This window comes from Allomuricauda sp. ARW1Y1 (genome assembly GCF_013407935.1).
In the GTDB taxonomy this organism is placed as follows: Bacteria; Bacteroidota; Bacteroidia; order Flavobacteriales; family Flavobacteriaceae; genus Flagellimonas.
Window position 1 is genome coordinate 832,525 of record NZ_JACBZU010000001.1, and the last position, 21,030, is coordinate 853,554.

A 21,030-nucleotide genomic window follows, 5' to 3' on the forward strand; every position below is an offset into this window, starting at 1 on the left:
TTGTTTTAATATTATGCAAAGTTAGTCAAATAATGCCCACTTAACTTACATTGTGCACATTCGTTTTAATTATTGCGCTATTGGCATTCATTATAGGTCAGTTCAGCTTGTAATGGATTTCATGGGCCTCCAGTTCTGAAAGCAACTCACTATTGATCTTCACTTTCTGTTTTCGGCTCGACAATTTAAGCTTGATTTCTTCCTGCATTTCATAAATGATGAAACTTATCGGATGGTCTCCCTTGTGCATTCTCAAGGTGTCTTTTAAGGTTTGAATACGTTGCTCTTGCAAACGGTCTATGTTCAGTTTGATGGTCAGTTTCTTGGCAAAGGCATCCATCACGTCCTGAAGCTGCTTGAAATCGTTGAATTGAAGCCGAGGTTCACCCTTTTTGCCTGTTTCCCGGTTGACCCAACCTTCGCGAACAAAGGCTCTCACATGCACAAAGGAATTGATCATTAAAAAATGACGGAACTTTAAGTACTCTTCGCCGAAAATGCGCAATTCGTAGGAGTCGTTATAATCTTCCAAGGTGAAAAGTCCCCAACCTTTACCGTTTTTGGAGACCCGGTGCTGCACGTCGGTAATAACCCCGGCAACCGTAAGTTCACGGTTCACATGCTCCTCCAAACGTGAAAAATCCGATACCGTATTCTTGCAAAAGGCCTTGATTTCCTTTATGAAATCATCCAAGGGGTGGCCCGAAATATAGATACCGACCACTTCCTTTTCACGTCGTAATTTTTCCATAGTACCCCATTCCTCGCAAGGCGGTACAATGGGTTCGGGAATCTGCACCTCGCTGGCCTCTCCAAAAAGACTTACTTGCGATGAATTTTGGTTCTCCTGGAACTTGGAACCGTATTTTACCGCCTTTTCCAAGAAGGAAATACCATCGCCATCATCATGGAAGTACTGAGCCCGGTGTGTATCTCCGAAGGAATCGAACCCTCCGGCAAGGGCCAGGTTCTCAAACGCTTTTTTATTGGCGGCACGTAAGTCCACCCGCTTTGCCAAATCAAATATAGATCTGTAAGGACCGTCCTTTTTACGGTTTTCCACAATGGTCTCGACGGCCGAACGCCCCACACCTTTGATGGCGCCCATACCAAATCGCACCGCATTATCCTTGTTTACGGCGAATTTATAGTAGGATTCGTTCACGTCCGGACCCAAAACCTCAAGCCCCATACGTTTACATTCCTCCATAAAGAAGGTGACCTGCTTGATGTCGTTCATGTTGTTGGACAGCACGGCGGCCATGTATTCGGCAGGGTAGTGGGCCTTTAAATAGGCCGTTTGGTACGCGATATAGGCGTAGCAGGTAGAGTGACTCTTGTTGAAAGCATAGGAGGCAAAGGCTTCCCAGTCCTTCCAGATTTTTTCGAGCACATCACGTGGGTGGCCATTTTTTTCGCCGCCATCCAAGAACTGTGGCTTTAGTTTTTCCAGCAGGGCAAAAATCTTTTTACCCATGGCTTTTCGCAAAACATCGGCATCACCTTTGGAAAAACCTGCCAATTTTTGTGAAAGCAACATCACCTGCTCTTGGTAAACGGTAATCCCGTAGGTTTCCTTGAGGTACTCCTCCATTTCTGGAAGGTCGTAGGTGATTTCTTCCTCTCCGTGCTTCCGGGCAATAAAGCTGGGAATGTATTCCATGGGTCCCGGGCGGTACAGGGCATTCATGGCGATGAGGTCATCAAAAACCGTAGGCTTTAGGTTTTTCATGTGCTTTTGCATTCCGGGGGATTCGTATTGGAATATCCCTACCGTATCACCGCGTTGGAACAGTTCGTATGTTTTTTCATCATCCAACGGAAAATCATCGGGTACCAAATCAATTCCCGTACGTGCCTTCACAATCTTAACCGTGTCCTTGATGAGGGTCAAGGTTTTTAGGCCCAAGAAATCCATTTTCAACAGTCCCGCGCTTTCTACTACGGAGTTGTCGAATTGGGTAACGTACAGATCGGAATCCTTGGCTACGGATACGGGCACAAAATTGGTAATATCGTCCGGGGTGATGATTACCCCACAGGCGTGGATTCCTGTATTTCGCAACGAACCTTCGAGCACACGGGCCATTTTTACGGTCTGACCCTCCAAATCGTCGGTTTCTGCGATGTTGAGTAGCTCGTGGACTTTTTCCAGTTCTTCAGACCGGAATTTCTTCTTTAAATCTGCTTCGTCTACCCCAAAAATTTTATTGAGTTTGGACATGTTGGGAATCAACTTCGCAATACGGTCGGCATCACCTAAAGGCAGGTCCAAAACACGTGCAGTATCGCGAATGGACGATTTGGCCGCCATGGTACCGTACGTAATGATCTGCGCCACTTGGTTGGCTCCGTATTTGTTGATCACATAATCCATCACTCGACTACGGCCTTCATCATCAAAGTCAATATCGATATCGGGCATGGAAACCCTGTCCGGATTCAAGAACCGCTCAAAAAGTAGGTCATACTTCAAGGGGTCGATGTTGGTAATGGTCAAACAGTAGGCCACTACCGAACCTGCTGCGGACCCCCTTCCCGGACCAACGGATACGTCCATATTCCTAGCTTCGCGGATAAAATCCTCAACAATCAAAAAGTATCCCGGATATCCCGAATTTTTGATGATTTCCAATTCGAAGTCTATCCGTTCCCTGATTTCGTCCGTGATTTCACCATACCGCTTTTCGGCCCCTTTATAGGTAATATGCCTTAGATACGCGTTTTCTCCACGGTTGCCGCCATCAATGTCATCTTGAGGGTCTTTAAATTCCTCCGGAATACTGAATTTGGGTAGTAAGATATCGCTCGCTAGGTCATAGGGCTCCACCTTGTCCACAATTTCCTTGATGTTGAGAATGGCTTCTGGTAGGTCCTTGAAGAGTTCCTTCATCTCATCGGATGACTTAAAATAGTACTCTTGGTTGGGTAGTCCGTAACGGTAACCTCTTCCACGGCCGATGGGAGTGGATTGCTTTTCACCGTCCTTTACACAGAGTAGAATATCATGGGCCTCGGCATCTTTTTTATCACAATAATAGGTATTGTTGGTGGCCACTAGCTTAATGTTGTGGTCTTTGGCCATGCGCACCAGCACTTGGTTCACCCGGTCCTCGTCTTCCTGACCGTGGCGCATGATTTCGATGTAAAAATCATCCCCAAATTGCTCTTTCCACCACAAAAGGGCTTCTTCTGCCTGTTTTTCCCCAACATTGAGAATTTTGTTGGGTACTTCGCCATACAGGTTTCCGGTAAGTGCAATTACATCTTCCTTGTATTGTTCTATGACCTTTTTGTCGATTCTAGGTACATAATAAAAACCATTGGTATAGGCTATGGAGGACATTTTGGCCAAATTATGATATCCTTTTTTGTTTTTGGCCAATAACACGATCTGATGCCCGTAGTCCTTTACATTTTTATTGGTGTGGTCCTCACAAACGTAGAATTCGCAACCCACAATGGGCGTAATCTCTTTTTCGGTGGGCCGCTCGCCATTGGCAATAAGTTCTTCATTTTTGGCTTTTACCGCCTTGTTGTGCGCCATCACTTCTTTCACAAAGTGAAAGGCCCCCATCATATTGGCGTGGTCGGTAAGGGCAACGGCGGGCATGCCATGATTGGCCGTGGCCTTGACCAAATCTTTGATGTTGATGGTGGATTGGAGCACCGAGAATTGGGAGTGGTTGTGCAGATGAACAAAGGGTTCATCTTCCAATGTTTCCACATTTTCTTGGATTTCCTCGTCGGAAACGCCACCCGTATCCTCTGCCCAAAGGGCATCTGCAATTTCTTTTGATGCGGCCTTTAGGTTGATGTGCTTTAACCCGATGAGTTCTATTTCCTGCGGATTGGCCTCCGAGAATCGCTCAAAATAATCTGGCTGAACATCGAGTTCTTGGTGGGAGTACTGTTTTTTTCGGACCAACTCCAAAAAGCAACGGGTCGTCGCTTCCACGTCGGCCGTTGCATTATGCGCTTCGGCAAAGGGTTCCCCGAACAAAAACTCATGGAGTTCGGTAAGGGTCGGCAATTTGAATTTACCGCCACGTCCTCCGGGAATCTTACAGAGTTCCGCGGTATGTTCGGTACAGGTGTCCAAAACAGGAAGGGAAGTTAGTGGACTTTCCAATCCTTCGCGATGGAATTCACAACCCATAATATTAATGTCGAATCCCACATTTTGACCCACCACAAACTTAGTCTGCCGGAGCGCTTGATTGAAAGCTTCCAAAACCTCGTTTAAAGGGGTGCCCTTTTCTTCGGCCAAAGCGGTGGAAATACCATGTATCTGTTCTGATTCGTAGGGAATGTTGAACCCCTCGGGTTTCACCAAGAAGTCTTGGTGCTCAATTAAATTACCGAGTTCATCGTGCAACTGCCATGCTATTTGTACGCATCTTGGCCAGTTGTCAGTATCGGTAATGGGGGCATCCCAGCGTTTGGGCAAACCTGTGGTCTCCGTATCAAAGATCAAATACATAAGCTATCGGTCTCGGGTCAAAAAAAGAGTAGCTAAAATTACGGAAGAAGATAGATTTGGTAAAAAAGAGTTGTGAGGAGTTATTAACTAAAAAAAGCCGGGATGTTTCCCGACTTTTTCTTCTGTTGGTATCTATAGACTTTTGGAATTACGATACTGCTGTTTCAAATATGTTTGCCGTCTCCAAGGTCTCCCTGATGGCATTTCTATGACGCATCAGTAAACTTTCGGTGGATGGTGGCAACACAAAGTCTTTGTCGTGGAGAATATCGTTATAAGTGGCAATAGCCTCTTTCTCCCCGCGGTGCACTTCTTCCAGCATAGCTTCTTCATTGTTTTGCGTAAACAGCGATTTAAAATCTATCCAAGATCGGTGCAAAGTTCCTTTTGCGCTTCCGCCTTTTTCAGGAGCTTGTCCAAAGGAGCGTATTTCCGATTTTAGCTCTTGGCCAAAATTGTAACGCTGCTTGGCGCTATCCATGAAAAATTGTTTAATGGTTGTATTGTCTACCTTTTCGGCTGCTTGTTTAAATCCTTTTTCAGCATCATAGGTTCTTTCCAAAAGTTCGTTCAATTTGTTCGACATTTCTACAGTGTACTTCATAATCTATCTTCATTTTATTGGTTATCGGTCACCGACTCTCGATGACTTCCATATATAAACTACAGATTATCAATGAAATAACAAATCATAGACAGGGTTTATCAAAGGTTTAACGTGTTGGTGCCCAGTTGTTAAAGTCATTTAACTTTTTTTGTTTGAAACGCTGGGCTATAAACAAATAAGTGTATATTTGCACCCGCTTAAAGGATAAGCCGTAAAAAAAGAATTAATAACCAGGGTCGGGCACCCTACAAATTAATGTGATATGCCAGTTAAAATTAGACTTCAGAGACACGGTAAAAAAGGTAAACCATTCTATTGGGTAGTTGCCGCAGATGTAAGAGCCAAAAGAGATGGTAAGTACTTGGAAAAATTGGGAACTTACAATCCAAACACCAATCCAGCTACCATTAACCTAGATATCGACGGAACCGTAAAATGGTTACAAAATGGTGCACAGCCAACCGATACGGCCAGAGCCATTCTTTCTTACAAAGGTGTATTGTTGAAGCACCACTTGTTGGGAGGTGTTCGTAAAGGAGCATTGACCGAGGAGCAGGCTGAAGAAAAATTCAATGCTTGGGTAACCGAGAAAGAAAATGCTATTCAGGCCAAGAAAGATGGTTTGAGCAAAGCCGAAGCTGAAGCTAAGGCCAAAGCTTTGGAAGCTGAAAAAGAGGCAAACGAGAAGCGAATCGCTGCCGCGCAACCTGAAGAGGAAGTAGCAGAGGAAGCTGCCGAAGAAACTACGGAAGCTGCTGTAGAGGAAACTGCTGCTGAAGCACCTGCCGAAGAAGCTCCTGCTGCCGAGGAAGAGACTGCTAAAGAAGAATAGAAAGGTAAGACGATGCGCAAGGAAGACTGCTTCTACCTGGGCAAAGTCGTTTCAAAATATAGCTTTAAGGGCGAGGTATTGGTCAAATTGGATACCGACGAGCCCGAAATCTACGAGAATATGGAATCAGTGCTTGTTTCGTTGGGAAACAACCTGATTCCATTTTTTATTGATAGATGTCGATTGCACAAATCCAACCTGTTGCGTATCGATTTCGAAGAGGTGAAGGACGAGTCTTCGGCAGATAAGTTGATCGGGTCTGAACTGTACCTTCCCTTGACAATGTTGCCCAAACTTAGCGGCAACAAGTTTTATTACCATGAGGTCATTGGCTTTACGTTGATGGATGAGGTTCATGGAGATATCGGAGTTATTGATTCCGTAAACGACAATACTTCCCAGGACTTATTTGAAGTTAAAAAAGGGAACAAAGAACTTTTTATTCCCATCACCGATGAAATCATCACCAAAGTAGATCGGGAAAATAAAACTATCAATGTAAGGACACCCGAAGGTTTGGTGGAGTTGTATCTGAGCTAGAAAAAAGAAAGGAGGCAACTTGGCCTCCCCTCTTACAATCGAAAGCAATGAAAATTTACTTTTTCCACTTGCCGCCACCTAGGTAGAAACCAAGTGATATGCCCAGATAGGAGTTTTTAACTTCTGCGCCTTCTCCCAAGTCAGACTTGCCAATAAGATTATAGCTTGCAGCCAAACGCAATTTGCCAAGTTCAAAACCAGCACGAATTAATCCACCAAACTTTCCATCAAGCTCAAATTCTTCGCTATCCGGCCCTAGTTCATCAAAGCCAATATTAGCCAAAGAGCTATAACCTACACCTGCTCCCATAAAAGGAGCAAAGGATGAGCTTCCTGAGTTAAAATAGTAATCAAATGTTCCAGAGATGGTTCCACTTGCTGCCAAACTACCTTCAATGGAGAAACCATCTGAGGTTACATTCTTGGCCATTGCTGCGGATTCATACCTTAGACCAATACTCATATTGTCAGCGATATTGTACTTTGGTTCAATGGTAAGCAGTACTCCACCTCCACCATCGGGCATAGTGTAGCCCGCGTCAAGGCCTACTCGGAATTTGTTTTTTTCTTGTGCCTGTACCTGAACTACAGCTAGCATAAGTAGGAATGCAAAAATGATTTTCTTCATAATCAAAAGTTTAATAAAATTGGTAATGATTTTAAATGGGGCTTCTCCCCGGTTAATAATTCGGCAAGTAACTATAATCGCAAGAATAAATTTGCCCTCAATTGACGGATGCCCCTTCTGATCTGACGAATGCCCCTTCTGATCTGACGGATGCGATTTTTGGTCCAATCGATCAACGTATATTTGGGCACATGAAACCGTTCCAATTCAAACAATTTTCCATTCACCAAGACCGATGCGCCATGAAGGTGGGGACCGACGGCGTTTTGTTGGGAGCTTGGGCCTCTTTGGACCATCATCCCGCAACTATTTTGGATATAGGTGCCGGAACGGGACTTATTGCCCTGCAACTGGCCCAGCGTTCATTTGCTGGGACCATAGATGCCATAGAGTTGGATGATGATGCCTACGAGCAATGCGTTGCCAACTTTGAAGCTTCACCCTGGGCAGACAGACTGTTCTGTTACCATGCCGGATTTGATGAATTTGTGGATGAAATGGACGAGCCTTACGATTTGATCGTTTCCAATCCGCCATTTTATTCGGAAGATGTTGCCAGTGGCGATAAGGCTCGGGATAAAGCCCGCCAGAACAATTCGTTGCCGTTCGAGGAATTGGTGCAGGGTTCGGTCCAGTTGTTGACGGAGAAAGGGATCTTCGCTGTAATCATTCCTTTTAAGGAAGAACAGCGATTTACAAAATTGGCCCAAAAGGTTGGTTTGTTCCCAACTCGAATTACAAGAGTGAAGGGAAATCCAGAGACCGATTTTAAAAGAAGTTTGATGGAATTTAGCTTTAAAAATTCCGAACCTCAGATAGATTCCCTGATCATTGAAAACGACAGACACCAATATACCGAAGCATACATCAAATTGACCCAAGCATTTTATTTGAAAATGTAACAATGAGCCAATGAAATGTTATATTTACTAAAAATTGAATTGAGATGAAGCCCGACTTATTTGAAGCTCCAGATTACTACAACTTAGATGATTTACTTTCCGAGGAACATAAACTGGTCCGCGATTCTGCCCGCCAATGGGTAAAGCGCGATATATCCCCCATTATTGAGGACTATGCCCAAAGGGCGGAATTCCCCAAACAGATTATTGGTGGATTGGCCGAAATCGGGGCTTTTGGTCCCTATATCCCCGAAGAATATGGTGGAGCAGGTCTGGATCAAATCAGCTATGGATTGATCATGCAGGAAATAGAACGTGGCGATAGTGGGGTTCGTTCCACAGCTTCCGTGCAATCCTCATTGGTCATGTACCCCATATTTGCCTATGGTACCGAAGAACAACGAAAAAAATATTTGCCCAAGTTGGCAACAGGGGAATGGATGGGCTGTTTTGGCCTCACCGAACCCAACCATGGTTCCAATCCCGGGGGAATGGAAACCAAGTTTAAGGACGCTGGCGATCATTACGTGCTCAACGGTGCCAAACTTTGGATTTCCAATTCACCATTTGCCGATGTGGCCGTAGTATGGGCGAAGAATGAGGAAGGCCGGATTCATGGATTAATTGTGGAACGGGGAATGGAAGGTTTTTCAACACCGGAGACACATAATAAATGGTCGCTTCGTGCTTCTGCCACAGGCGAACTTATTTTTGACAATGTAAAAGTGCCCAAAGAAAATCTCTTGCCAGGTAAAAATGGTCTGGGAGCGCCGCTGGGCTGTTTGGACTCTGCTCGCTATGGCATTGCTTGGGGAGCGATTGGTGCCGCTATGGATTGCTATGATACGGCTTTGCGCTATGCCAAGGAACGCGAACAGTTCGGGAAACCGATTGCGGCGTATCAGCTTCAGCAAAAAAAATTGGCCGAAATGATTACCGAAATCACTAAAGCGCAATTATTGGCATTTCGTTTGGGACAGCTCAAAAACGAAGGCAGGGCAACCACAGCACAAATTTCTATGGCCAAACGGAACAATGTGGAAATGGCCATCAAAATTGCCCGTGAGGCAAGACAGGTTTTGGGTGGAATGGGCATCACCGGGGAGTACAGCATCATGCGCCACATGATGAACTTGGAAAGTGTGATTACCTACGAAGGTACCCACGATATCCATTTGTTGATCACAGGGGCGGATATTACGGGGATTCAAGCCTTCAAATAAGGAAGCAAATCAAGAAATTTTTTCTACCGTTACCCTTATGGACTTACTGATCGGTGTCTGACTTTTGTCCGCAAAATGGTTGTGGGGCACCAGCATATTGGTTTCAGGGAAATAGGCGGCCATGTTCCCTTTGGGAATGTTATAGGTCACTACCAAGAATTTCTCTGCGGTGCGCTGGATACCGTCATAATGGCTATGCAGATTTACCACATCCAATTGTGTCAATCCCTTTTCGGCCATATCTTCCTCATTCATAAAAATCACCCGGCGTTCGTTGTGGATGCCACGGTATCGGTCATTCAACCCATAAATCGTGGTATTGAATTGGTCATGGGAACGAATGGTCATCAATAATAACTCATTTGCTTGCAATTCGTGGTCTGGCAAGGGGGTAATGGACAATTGTGCCATGCCATTGGGAAGCATCCTAAAGTCCCGTTTACGGACATTGTTGGGCAAATAGTAGCCGAAACCCTTAGATCGTTCGCAGGTGTTATCAAATCCTTTTACGGTTTTGTCAATCAATTTTCGGATAAGGTTGTAATCCTGACCTAATTCATACCAGTTCATGGAATGATTGCCCCTAAAATAGGTGTGTGCCAAGAGCGCAATAATCTCTGGCTCACTTTTGATATGCTCCGAAGCAGGTTTTAACAGGCCCTTGCTCTGCCTAACTTTGCCCGTGCTGCTTTCCATGGTCAAAAATTGGAGCTCACCGTTTTTCTCATCTTTTTCAGAACGACCAAATGTGGGCAATACCAATGCGGTTTTGCCCGTAATTAAATGACTTCGGTTCAGTTTGGTGCTGATTTGTACCGTCAACTCACAATTTTGCACAGCCTCGGCAGTGTATTTGGTGTCCGAGGCGGCCATCACAAAATTACCGCCCAAACAGATAAATACCTTTGCTTTTTTTTCGTGCATTGCCTCGATGGCCTCCACAGTGTCATACCCTTTTTCGGTGGGAGGATCAAAGTTGAGATGTTCTTGGATTTTTTTGTTCAACCTCTTGTTAACGTAGTGCATGATGCCCACGGAGCGGTCCCCTTGCACATTGCTGTGCCCTCTCACGGGACAAGTTCCTGCAAAGGGTTTGCCCACGGCTCCTTTGAGCAGTAAAATGTTCACGTATTCCTTAATGCAGTCCACCGCATTCTTGTGCTGGGTGATTCCCATGGCCCAACAGATGACGATTTTGGAGTTTTCGGCCAACAGCTCCACTACCTTGTCAATTTTGTGCATATATACCCCACTCCTGCGTTGAAGGGTCTCCACATCGTAGCGATCCAAATCGTTCAACAACTCATCATATCCATCCACGTATTCCACGATAAATTCATGGTCAAGAACATTGTGGTTTTTGGCATCCAACGCCACCAGTTTTTTTAAGATCAATTTGGCCAATGCCACATCCTCATTGATTTTGACAGGTAAGTGAATGTCGGCAATGGGCTGTCCGTTGCCCAACATGTCGGAAACGCTTTGTGGATTTTTAAAGTTGACCAATCCTGTTTCGGCCAAGGGGTTGATGCTGATGACCTTGCCGCCATTCTTTTTGCATTTTTCCAAGGTGGATAGCATTCTCGGGTGATTGGTCCCAGGATTTTGCCCTACGACTAAAATCACCTCCGCACCATAGAGGTCGTCCAATGTTACCGAGCCCTTGCCAATGCCCAAGGTCTCAGAAAGTGCCACGCCAGATGATTCATGGCACATATTGGAGCAATCGGGCATGTTGTTGGTGCCAAAAGCGCGGGCAAACATGCCATAGAGGTAGGCAGCCTCATTGCTAGATCTGCCGGAGGTATAAAAAATCGCTTCGTTCGGGTCCTTGAGTTGATGGAGTTGCTCCGAAATCAATTCAAAGGCATCTTGCCATGAAATGGCCTCGTAATGGACACTATTTGGTCTTAAGACCATCGGTTCAACGATGCGTCCTAATTTGTTGAGTTCAAAATCGCTGAGTCGGGAAAGTTCCTCTACGGAATGTTCCGCAAAAAAGTCGGCGCCTATGTGTTCCCTTGTGGCTTCATCGGCCAGGGCTTTTGCCCCATTTTCACAATATTCCGCAATTTTTGAAGGATTTTCGGGAACGGGCCAGGCACAACTGGGGCAGCGAAAACCGTCCTCCTGGTTCATTTCCAACAAACTGCGCATGGAACGCACTATCCCCATTTCCTTAAATCCGTGGCGTAGGGCTTCCTTTACGCCCAGAAGTCCAGCTGAGGTCTCCATGGGTTCTTTGAGGCGGAGCCCAGTAAATTTAATGTCTCCGGTTAGGGAAATGTTCCGTTTTGTTTCGTTCTCCATGATGGTCAGTGTTGCAATTTTGGATTGGGATAGTTGTCCGATTGGTCTTCCGCCCGGTTCTCAAGACAAGTGAAGTCTTTTTCCAATAACAGATGCAGCTTTTTCCCTTTGGGAAGAGTCATTTCATGTTCAAAACCGACCGTATTTTCGTGGAACCAATTTTTTCCATCTGCTTCTGGTACCGTCATTACGATTTCATCATGGGAGTAAGAAGCCTCTAAATTTTTGATGGACGGTCTAAGCTTGACTTGGTAGTGAAAAGTGTTGGGGCCAAATTCGGTGGTTTCCCTTATCGAACCTGTTTCGGATAACTGTTTTACCTCACTTTGGGTCAATCTAAACCGTATGGAATTCCCTTTGATTCTGATTTTCATGTATTGGAATAATTCGTCCTCGTAAGTTACGGTATTCCGTTCACTTCTTCGAATCAAATAGCTTTTTGCTCATTCTCATATCGGCATATCTAGGGTCCTGTACGTAGTTTTCTTTTTTCATTTTGATGACCTCAATGCTCAGGAACCCAAATTCTTCCACGACTTTACCATAAAATCGGTAAATGCCCTTGCCCCTAAAATAGTATTTGGCGGCAACGGGCGGAAAGAGTACCGTATCGAAGACTTCGCCGTGCTGGTCTACCAAAGTGGCAAAGTGCATGCGTTTGCCGTGATGGGTGGAGGTGTTTTTTACCGTGACCAAATACCCATAAATATCGATGTACTTATTGAGGTGTCGCTCCAAATCTTTTTGTCCGTTGCTGTTTTTCGGTGGTTCTTCCAATAGTTCAAAAGGGCTGCAGAGACAGAAGCCCAAAAGTTCCCATTGTTCAAAGGCGGTCTCCAATGTTGTCGTGTTGAGCTGGGGCATCTGAAATTTTTGATGTCTTGGCGGAAAAAGCTTCGGGTGTTCCAATCGGTCGTTCTTGGAGAGCATCAAGTGAGCTTTCCAGAGCAGTTCGTGCTTGTTGATGCCCGTAAACCGAAACGCATCGATACGGATGAGGATGGAAAGTTGCTCCATTCGGATGAACACGCGATCCAAGAAGTCTTCCAAAGAGGAAAAACTTCCGTGGAGCATCCGCTCTTTTAGGATGCGTTCCATGACCCTGCTCTCCAGGTCACGGAGATACATCATTCCCAAATAAATGTGCTTGCCATAAATACGGTTGACAATCATGCTTTTGTTCACACAGGGCGGATGAATGGTCGCACCCATCATACGGGCATCGTGCACGTAGAATTCCGAACGGTAGAACCCACCTCCATTATTGAGCACGGCCACCATGTATTCCAAGGGAAAATAGGCTCTCAAAAATAGGCTTTGATAGCTCTCCACGGCATAGGATGCAGAGTGCCCTTTGGCAAAAGCATAGCCTGCAAAGCTGGCCACTTGGTTCCAAATTTCGGAGATGAGGGATTCCGCGTACCCTTTCTTCCTGCAATTGGAAATGAACTTGTCCTGTACCTTTTGGAACTCCTCCCGCGAACGAAACTTGCCGCTCATGCCCCTGCGGAGTACATCGGCCTCACCAAGGTCCAGACCGGCAAAATGATGGGCCACTTTGATCACATCTTCTTGGTAGACCATCACCCCGTAGGTGTCCGGCATAATCTCCAACATCACGGGATGAGCCTTTTCCTCAGTTCGGCCCTTATTGCGATGGCGCAGAATATATTCCCGCATCATCCCGCTTTTGGCCACACCGGGACGGATGATAGAACTGGCGGCCACCAAACCCAAATAGTTATCAACTTGAAGTTTTTTGAGCAGCATGCGCATGGCCGGCGATTCCACATAAAAACAGCCCATGCATTGTGCGGTCTTGATCAAGTTGTTGATCACAGGGTCTTTTTTAAACCCTTTGATGTCATGGATGTCGATATCGCCATATTTTTCAGGTTGATTGTAAGCAACAATCTCCAACGCTTCCTTGATTTTGCCCAAACCACGCTGCCCCAGAATATCAAACTTGTACAGGCCAACATCTTCGGCGATGACCATATCATATTGGGTAGTGGGAAATCCCTTTGGCGGTAAATGGGTAGCCGAAAACCAATGTAAAGGTTTGTCGCTGATCAAAATTCCGCCAGCGTGAATGCTCAAATAATTGGGTTTGCCCTTGAGCAAGCTGCCATATTTCAGTACGAGTTTGGACACATGGTCCAGTTGATCAAAATCATATCTTCCCGCCAGCAAAAAATCAATGTCCTGTGGCGGGAGTCCGAACACTTTGCCCAATTCGCGGATAACGCCCCGCTCCTTAAAAGTGACATAGGTGCCGAGCAGGGCCACGTGTTCAAAGCGCTCGAAGATGTATTCGGTCATGGCAGGGCGATCTTTCCACGAAAAATCAATGTCAAAGTCGGGCGGATTGGCCCGGTAGAGGTTGATGAATCGCTCAAAATACAGGTCGAGCTCCATAGGGTCCACGTCTGTGATGCGGAGCAAGTAAGCAACGATGCTGTTGGCACCACTGCCTCGGCCTACATAAAAGAAACCTCTTCGTCTTGCTTCGGAAACAATATCCCAATTGATCAAAAAGTAGGAAACAAAACCCATTTTTTTGATGAGTTCCAATTCCTTGTCCAAGCGACTTTTGATGGAGTCGTTGACTTCTTCATATCGATAGGGGAGTCCTTCGGCACAGAGTTGGTCCAAGAGTTGTTCATCTTCTTCCACGCTGCCCAAAAATGTTTTTAGGTTTTGGGGCTTTCTGTCTTTGGAAAAATCAAAATGGATGCTGCACTTGTTGAGTAGTTTTTCTGTGTTTTCCAGAATAAAAGGGAACTCGGAAAACGCAGCAGCCAGATTCTGGACGGGATACATTTTTTCTTCCTCGTGGGCCTCCTCTTCCTTTGGAAGTTTGCTCAGCAGTACGTTGTTGTCGATGGCCCTGAGCAATCGATGGGCATTAAAATCCTGTTTGTTCCGAAATGTAACTGGCTGCTGCACCACCAATTTATGGGTGAGCGATGCCAATTTGGAAAAGGGAAGCCTTCGCAAGTCCTTAATGGAGATACCCACAAACTCATGTTCCTGAAAAAGGTCGAGCTCATTGAGCAGCACCTGTTCAAACGGATATACCACAAACGCATTCTTAAAAGCTGGTGCCCGATCGGGAATCTTTGAACCATCATGAAGGTGTTGGGACAAAAAATCGTTCAGTTCCAGATACCCTTCGTTGTTTTTGGCAATCCCGATAAAGCAGGGGAGCACTCCATTCCTAAAATCGATACCCAGAATGGGTTTGATGCCAAATTCCGGTGCCTTCCGAACAAAATTCAATCCCGCTGAGGTATTGTTGATGTCCGTAAGCACCAGTTGGGTCACATGGTTCTGCTTTGCCAATTGCAATAGCTCCACCTCCGAGAAAGTCCCGAACCGTAAACTGTAATATGTGTGGCAGTTTAAATACAATTGTCAGTTATCAATTATCAATGTCCAATTATCAGGTTTGACTGTCATATCGAGCCTGCCTTTGTCGGCAGACAGGCGTAGTCGAGATACGAGACCGACTTGTAAAAACCTCTAGATTTAAACTTAGCTTGCATCCAGAGAGCCGTCTTGTATCTTGTGTCTGACAGCATAGCGGTCTCAAGTCTGATTACTGTTTTCGATGTGCCAAAACCACGGGCGGTTCCCCATTAAAAGGGTTGTGCATGCTCCCAATGGTCTTTGCGCCCATGGCAGACGCGCGAACCACGCTCCGGCATCCAAATCGGTTTCGAACATGATCCATGGCCTTGTATAGGCTCAGGGTTTCTTCGGTGTCCTCAAAAAGGTTGATTTGATAATTGCCCGAGACCAAATGACTGAATCGAATCCCGATGAGGCGGACCAGCATCCGTTTGTTGTACAGCGAGTCGAACAGCTCCAATATTTTTGGGATGAGCACATGATCCGCACTCGTGTACGGAATACGGGATTGCTTGGAATAGGTGTTGAAATCGGAATATCGAATCTTTACCGCGATACAGGCCGTTAATTTATCGCCCCTTCGCAGTTGGTAGGCCAGATTTTCGGTCATGGCAATCAAAATACCCCTTAGTTTGATGACGTCGATGGTGTCTCGGTCAAAAGTCCGTTCGTTGGAAATGGATTTTCTATCGTGGAATGGGATTACGGGGGTGTTGTCTATCCCATTGGCCCGTTTCCAGATGAGTCTACCGTTAGCACCCAATACCCTTTGCATAATGTCCATGGGCATATCTTGAATGGTCTTTACCTGCCGTATGCCCAAGTTTCGAAGGGTTTGATAGGTTTTATCGCCCACCATGGGTATTTTTTTGATGGAAAGTGGGGCCAAAAAAGGCTTTTCCAGACCAAAATCGATTTTGAGCTGATTGTTGGGTTTGGCTTCGTTGGTGGCCACTTTGGAAACCACTTTGTTCACCGATAACCCAAACGAAATGGGCAGTCCCGTTTCCCGAATGATTTTCTGGCGCATTTCCGTGGCGTATTTGTAGCAACCAAAAAAACGGTCCATCCCCGAGAGGTCGGCGTAAAACTCGTCAATGCTCGACTTTTCGAAAACGGGTACGTGTTCTTTGATAATCTCCGTGACCACATCCGAATATTTGCTGTAAGTACCTGCATTTCCACGAATGACCACGGCTTCGGGACAAAGCTCCTTGGCCATTTTCATGGGCATGCCGGAATGCACACCAAAACCACGGGTCTCGTAACTGCAAGCCGCCACTACGCCACGGTCGCTGGTGCCGCCCACCAATAAGGGCTTGTTTTTAAGCTCTGTATTGATGATGCGCTCCACGGACACATAAAAAGTATCCAAGTCAAGATGCAAAATCGTCTTTTCCATTGTTCAGTTGAAGGAAAGCTAAATTATGGAAATATTCCTATAAAATGGAAATATTCCAAAAAATAAATATCAACAACCCGTGCTGTTATTTTTTCCGAAAAATCATCCTATCTTTGTACCGTTGTGTTGGATTTCAGTCGCGACGATTGGAATCAGGTTGAAGCATCAAACCGATGCTCGCCAATGAAAGGCTTTCCTTTTGGAAGGCTTTTTTTGTTCGTGAGACCCAGTTTTGAACTTGTTCAAAATGCTAGGTCGAACAAATTCCGCTAAAAAGCAGAATCCTTTCCTAATGAATTGGGTGATAATGTCACTTCGGGCGCAGTCGAGAAGTCTCTTTGCCAAAGGTCTCGACTGCGCTCGACCTGACAAATAACAAAGCATTTTTGGTAATTTGTGCAATTTGTGTCAAACCACACTTTGTCGCCCTATAAGATTTTTTGCTTGGCTCGGAATGACCAATAAGTATCGTCAACTTCCCGAAACAGCATGCGCCACATGATGTACCAGCGAAGCGGCCAATTTTGCCGTTTGCCCATCGATATCATATTTCGGGTTCATCTCGGCAATATCCAGACTGATCAATTTTCCAGAGCCGATAATCGTTTTTAAACATTCCAAAACCATATATGGGCTAAAGCCCATGGGGGAAGGGGCACTAACCCCGGGTGCGTAGGCAGAAGAGAACCCATCCAAATCGATGGTCACATAAATATGGTCCACATTTTTGGCAAAAGCATTGATCCAAGTGGTAATTTCTTCCAATAAGGGAATTTGGAAGGTGTCGTTCATCACATAAATGACATCCAGATCTCTAGCCGTTTGAAAAAGACTTCTATCATTGGCATCTTTTCGGATGCCGAGGCAGAGGTAATTAAAATCAAGGCCTTCTTTTTCGCAGTCTTTCGCTATCTGATAAAACGGGGTACCCGAGTTACTTTGCTCCGTGTTTTTCCGCAAATCAAAATGTGCATCAAAATTGATGATGCCGATGGTCTGTCCTTCTTTTTTGGCGTCCAGATACTTTTTGATGCCGTTATAATGGCCATAGGCCATATCGTGTCCGCCCCCTAAAACAATAGGGAACTGTTTTTTCTCCAATAAGGTCTTGACAGCTTCGGTAAGCTGATTTTGGGCAGACTCCATGTCGCCATCGCTGCAAACCACCGAACCAACATCGTGCAAAAGCACATTGCTCCCCAAATGGTTGGGCATTTTGGACAAACTGCTTTTGATGACATCGGGCCCCTCAACAGCTCCGACACGACCTTGGTTTCGGCGTACGCCCTCGTCGCAGGCATAACCCAATAGGGCAATGGATTTTTTCTGTGCCTCTGGAAGCTCTTCCAAGGGGGTGCAATGCACTTTTTCGTGCAAATACAGCCACTTATTGGAGATTCTTCCGGTCCAAAGGTCTTTTTTCGGGGGAGTGTAGTGTTTCATCACATTAAAAAAGGTCGTCCAACATATCGGTCTCCACAAGATAGGGCAAAGTTACCTTTAAATTTGGGGTGCGTTCCATTTCTCGTTCAATGGCAAAACGGGCTTCTTTGTTCCTTGCCCAACTTCTTCGGGAAATCCCATTGTTCACATCAAAAAACAGCATTTTCTTTAATCGGTTTGATGCCTCTTTGGAACCATCGAGCACCATGCCAAATCCGCCATTGATCACTTCGCCCCATCCTACGCCGCCACCATTATGGATGGACACCCACGTGGCTCCCCTAAAGCTGTCGCCAATCACATTCTGAATGGCCATATCGGCGGTAAATTTGCTGCCATCGTAAATGTTGCTGGTTTCTCGAAAGGGCGAATCTGTCCCGCTTACATCGTGATGGTCGCGTCCCAAAACTACAGGAGCACTGATTTCCCCCTTGGCAATGGCCGTATTGAAGGCATCTGCAATCTTGCTTCGCCCCTCGGCATCGGCATAGAGGATTCGAGCTTGCGAACCTACCACCAATTTGTTCTGTTCCGCTTCCGAAATCCATTTGATATTGTCCTGCATTTGCTGTTGGATTTCTTCGGGCGCTTCGGATTTTATCTTTTTCATCACTTCAAGGGCAATGGCATCCGTTTTTTGAAGGTCTTCCGGATTGCCCGAAGTGCAGACCCATCGGAAGGGGCCAAATCCGTAATCAAAACACATGGGTCCCAAAATATCCTGAACGTAAGACGGATATCTGAAATCAATGTTGTTTTTGGCCATTACATCACCGCCCGCACGGGAAACTTCCAATAGAAAGGCATTGCCGTAATCAAAGAAGTAGGTGCCTTTGGCCGTGTGTTTGTTGATGGCATTGATCTGTCTTCGCAACGATTCCTGTACTTTCTCTTTGAACACTTTCGGATTTTCCACCATTAAGGCGTTGGATGCTTCAAAAGAGAGTCCTGCTGGGTAATAACCGCCTGCCCAAGGATTGTGCAAGGAGGTTTGGTCGGAACCCAGATGAACAAAAATATTTTCCTCATCAAACCGTTCCCAAACATCCACCACATTGCCAATGTAAGCCAAGGAAACCACTTCCTTATTTGCCACGGCCTCTTTGGTGCGAACAACCAACAGGTCCAAATCGGCCAATAATTCATCCACCCAACCTTGTTCGTGTCGTTTTTTGGCAGCTTCGGGGTTGACTTCGGCACAGATGGTGATGCCCCCGGCAATATTTCCTGCTTTGGGTTGTGCACCGCTCATTCCTCCAAGTCCAGCGGTCAAAAAAATCTTGCCTTCGGGCGATTCGTTTGGCTTCAATACTTTCCGAAAAGCGTTCATAACGGTGATAGCCGTTCCGTGAACAATGCCTTGTGGGCCAATGTACATGTAGGAACCTGCCGTCATCTGTCCGTATTGTGTCACACCAAGTGCATTGTATTTTTCCCAATCATCGGGTTGGGAGTAGTTGGGAATCATCATCCCGTTGGTGACCACGACCCTTGGCGCTTCCTTGGAGGATGGAAAAAGTCCCATCGGATGCCCGGAATACATGTGCAGGGTCTGTTCCTCGGTCATTTCCGCCAAATATTTCATGGTGAGCAGGTACTGTGCCCAATTTTGAAAAACTGCTCCATTGCCCCCATAAGTGATCAATTCTTCGGGATGCTGGGCCACAGCAGGGTCCAAATTGTTTTGGATCATGAGCATGATGGCTGCCGCCTGATGTGTTTTGGCAGGGTATTCCGAAATGGGCCGTGCATACATTTCATAATCGGGTTTGAACCGATGCATGTAGATGCGACCATAGGTTTTTAGCTCCTCCGAAAATTCTGGGGCCAGTTCCTTGTGCCAAGCCTCGGGAAAATAGCGTAGCGCATTCTGTACGGCCAATTTTTTCTCCTCTTTGGAAAGGATATCCTTCCGTTTTGGGGCAGGGTTGCCGTTTTTTGGATATGCCTTTCTAGGTGGAAGCTCTTCAGGTAGGCCTTGTGATATCTGTTGCTGAAATTCGGTCATAATTCAATTTTTAGTGGATGGGCGTTCCTTTTTTCCAAACTTCACTAGGCTTTAATTGCCCTTGGTGATAGGTGATTTCTTGATAATTAGCTGTCGGGAAGATTACAAAGTCAGCTACTGCTCCAGCCTCCAGTTTGCCCCGGTCTGTCAAACGCAGGGCCGCAGCAGCCCTGTATGTGATACCTGCCAAAACTTCGGTGTTCGAGAGTTTTTCAAAGGTGCCCAAAATACTGGCTTGGGTCAACAGGTCGCCCATAGGTGCGGACCCTGGATTGTGGTCACTGGCAATGGACAAAGCACCGCCTGCATCCAAAATTTTGCGGGCAGGGGTGTAAGCACATCCCAAACCGATGGACGCTCCGGGCAAGGCTGTGGCTATGGTATTGCTCTTGGCCAGCAATTGAATCTCTTTTTCGGTGCTGACCTCCAAATGGTCGGCGCTTACGGCATCAAAGTCCACAGCTACTTGACTACCTCCTGTGGTAAATTGGTCGGCGTGCACGGTAATGTCGAATCCCATTTCTTTCGCCTTTTGGAAATAAGGTCTGATTTCTTCAGGGGAAAAAGCACTTTCCTCCACAAAGGCATCCACCCGGCGAGCCAAGTTTTCTGCTTTGATCATCGGGAACAATTCATGAATGATAACGTCCAAATACTCCTTCTCCTGATGCCAATCTTTGGGTTTCATGTGGGCAGCCAAACAAGTTGGGATCAATGTAGCAGTTGAGGTTGCATTGGCCTGCTGGATAGCGCGGAGCATTTTCAATTCTTCATCCACGGAAAGGCCGTACCCGCTTTTTACTTCTATGGTGGTAACGCCGTTTTTGAGATGCTTTGCGCTTCTGGCAAGAATCCCTTCTACCAATTCTTGTTGTGATGCCTTTCGGGTCTGGGTCACCGTATCCCAGATACCGCCACCGGCCTTGGCAATCTCCCAATAGGTCTTTCCTGCATTTCGGTAAGCATAATCTCGGGCACGGGTTCCGCCAAAACAAATATGGGTGTGCGAGTCTACAAAGCCGGGCAAACAAACATGATCTCCTTCAATGTGGTGGATGTCGACATCATCGGATTTCAACTCGTCAAAAACACCGACTTTGCGTATTTTTCCTTCGGAAACCAAAATACCCCCACGTTCAATGATGGGCAGTTGCTCATCTTTGAGCGCTCCTTTTAAGGGGAGTCCTGTCATGGGAAGTAATTGGGCAAAGGGGCCTATCAATAGTGGTCTGTTCATG

At 46.0% G+C, this 21,030-nt stretch carries 14 protein-coding genes; 4 read left to right on the plus strand and 10 right to left on the minus strand.

The annotated features are described in order from the left end of the window. Positions 1-97 precede the first annotated feature (97 nt). Entirely contained in the window at positions 98-4,483 is a 4,386-nt protein-coding gene (gene dnaE / locus GGE08_RS03825) for a DNA polymerase III subunit alpha (protein WP_179383559.1), read from the minus strand. Positions 4,484-4,631: 148 nt separating this feature from the next. Continuing rightward, entirely contained in the window at positions 4,632-5,087 is a 456-nt protein-coding gene (locus GGE08_RS03830) for a ferritin-like domain-containing protein (RefSeq protein WP_179383560.1), read from the minus strand. A gap of 265 nt (positions 5,088-5,352) precedes the next feature. Between GGE08_RS03830 and GGE08_RS03835 the strand changes: the two genes are divergently transcribed. Further along, positions 5,353-5,922 (plus strand): 30S ribosomal protein S16, encoded by a 570-nt coding sequence (locus GGE08_RS03835; RefSeq protein WP_179383561.1) that lies wholly within the window; start codon positions 5,353-5,355, stop codon positions 5,920-5,922. 12 nt (positions 5,923-5,934) lie between these two features. Further along, a complete protein-coding gene (rimM, locus tag GGE08_RS03840; RefSeq protein WP_179383562.1) occupies positions 5,935-6,462 on the plus strand; it encodes a ribosome maturation factor RimM in 528 nt (175 codons plus the stop codon). A 55-nt stretch (positions 6,463-6,517) separates the two neighbouring features. Here the strand turns inward: rimM and GGE08_RS03845 are convergent, their stop codons facing one another. Continuing rightward, positions 6,518-7,090, minus strand: a complete 573-nt coding sequence (locus GGE08_RS03845) for an outer membrane beta-barrel protein (RefSeq protein ID WP_179383563.1) — start codon at positions 7,088-7,090, stop codon at positions 6,518-6,520. A gap of 191 nt (positions 7,091-7,281) precedes the next feature. On the opposite strand from GGE08_RS03845, the gene GGE08_RS03850 reads away from it, so the two are divergent. After that, positions 7,282-7,992 (plus strand): tRNA1(Val) (adenine(37)-N6)-methyltransferase, encoded by a 711-nt coding sequence (locus tag GGE08_RS03850; protein WP_179383564.1) that lies wholly within the window; start codon positions 7,282-7,284, stop codon positions 7,990-7,992. A 44-nt stretch (positions 7,993-8,036) separates the two neighbouring features. Then, on the plus strand, positions 8,037-9,215 hold the full coding sequence (locus tag GGE08_RS03855) for an acyl-CoA dehydrogenase family protein (RefSeq protein WP_179383565.1): 1,179 nt from the start codon (positions 8,037-8,039) through the stop codon (positions 9,213-9,215). Between the two features lie 9 nt (positions 9,216-9,224). Here GGE08_RS03855 and GGE08_RS03860 read toward each other — a convergent pair whose 3' ends face one another. From GGE08_RS03860 to hutI, 7 genes are all read right to left on the minus strand, one after another. Further along, positions 9,225-11,525 carry an FdhF/YdeP family oxidoreductase gene (locus GGE08_RS03860; protein WP_179383566.1) on the minus strand — a complete coding sequence of 767 codons (2,301 nt, stop codon included), beginning with the start codon at positions 11,523-11,525 and terminating at the stop codon, positions 9,225-9,227. A gap of 5 nt (positions 11,526-11,530) precedes the next feature. Next, the gene (locus tag GGE08_RS03865; protein WP_257023945.1) at positions 11,531-11,956 is read right to left on the minus strand and encodes a DUF7009 family protein; all 426 of its coding nucleotides are present in this window, start codon (positions 11,954-11,956) and stop codon (positions 11,531-11,533) included. Next, positions 11,940-14,939, minus strand: coding sequence for a DNA polymerase III subunit alpha (locus tag GGE08_RS03870; protein ID WP_179383567.1), 3,000 nt, complete (start codon positions 14,937-14,939; stop codon positions 11,940-11,942). Before GGE08_RS03870 ends, GGE08_RS03865 begins: the two co-directional genes overlap by 17 nt. 187 nt (positions 14,940-15,126) lie before the next feature. After that, the gene (gene dinB / locus GGE08_RS03875) at positions 15,127-16,341 is read right to left on the minus strand and encodes a DNA polymerase IV (RefSeq protein WP_179383568.1); all 1,215 of its coding nucleotides are present in this window, start codon (positions 16,339-16,341) and stop codon (positions 15,127-15,129) included. A 471-nt stretch (positions 16,342-16,812) separates the two neighbouring features. Next, positions 16,813-17,784: a formimidoylglutamase gene (gene hutG / locus GGE08_RS03880; protein ID WP_179383569.1), complete on the minus strand. Its 972-nt coding sequence runs from the start codon at positions 17,782-17,784 to the stop codon at positions 16,813-16,815. Between the two features lie 4 nt (positions 17,785-17,788). Continuing rightward, positions 17,789-19,792, minus strand: a complete 2,004-nt coding sequence (locus GGE08_RS03885) for a urocanate hydratase (RefSeq protein ID WP_179383570.1) — start codon at positions 19,790-19,792, stop codon at positions 17,789-17,791. Positions 19,793-19,802: 10 nt separating this feature from the next. After that, on the minus strand, positions 19,803-21,029 hold the full coding sequence (gene hutI, locus GGE08_RS03890) for an imidazolonepropionase (RefSeq protein WP_179383571.1): 1,227 nt from the start codon (positions 21,027-21,029) through the stop codon (positions 19,803-19,805). Between the last annotated feature and the right edge of the window lies 1 nt (position 21,030).

Coding starts and splice junctions, on each gene's coding strand:
- dnaE (WP_179383559.1), bottom strand. CDS start 4,483: ATGTATTTGATCTTTGATACGGAGACCACAGGTTTGCCCAAACGCTGG.
- GGE08_RS03830 (WP_179383560.1), bottom strand. CDS start 5,087: ATGAAGTACACTGTAGAAATGTCGAACAAATTGAACGAACTTTTGGAA.
- GGE08_RS03835 (WP_179383561.1), top strand. CDS start 5,353: ATGCCAGTTAAAATTAGACTTCAGAGACACGGTAAAAAAGGTAAACCA.
- rimM (WP_179383562.1), top strand. CDS start 5,935: ATGCGCAAGGAAGACTGCTTCTACCTGGGCAAAGTCGTTTCAAAATAT.
- GGE08_RS03845 (WP_179383563.1), bottom strand. CDS start 7,090: ATGAAGAAAATCATTTTTGCATTCCTACTTATGCTAGCTGTAGTTCAG.
- GGE08_RS03850 (WP_179383564.1), top strand. CDS start 7,282: ATGAAACCGTTCCAATTCAAACAATTTTCCATTCACCAAGACCGATGC.
- GGE08_RS03855 (WP_179383565.1), top strand. CDS start 8,037: ATGAAGCCCGACTTATTTGAAGCTCCAGATTACTACAACTTAGATGAT.
- GGE08_RS03860 (WP_179383566.1), bottom strand. CDS start 11,525: ATGGAGAACGAAACAAAACGGAACATTTCCCTAACCGGAGACATTAAA.
- dinB (WP_179383568.1), bottom strand. CDS start 16,341: ATGGAAAAGACGATTTTGCATCTTGACTTGGATACTTTTTATGTGTCC.
- hutG (WP_179383569.1), bottom strand. CDS start 17,784: ATGAAACACTACACTCCCCCGAAAAAAGACCTTTGGACCGGAAGAATC.
- GGE08_RS03885 (WP_179383570.1), bottom strand. CDS start 19,792: ATGACCGAATTTCAGCAACAGATATCACAAGGCCTACCTGAAGAGCTT.
- hutI (WP_179383571.1), bottom strand. CDS start 21,029: ATGAACAGACCACTATTGATAGGCCCCTTTGCCCAATTACTTCCCATG.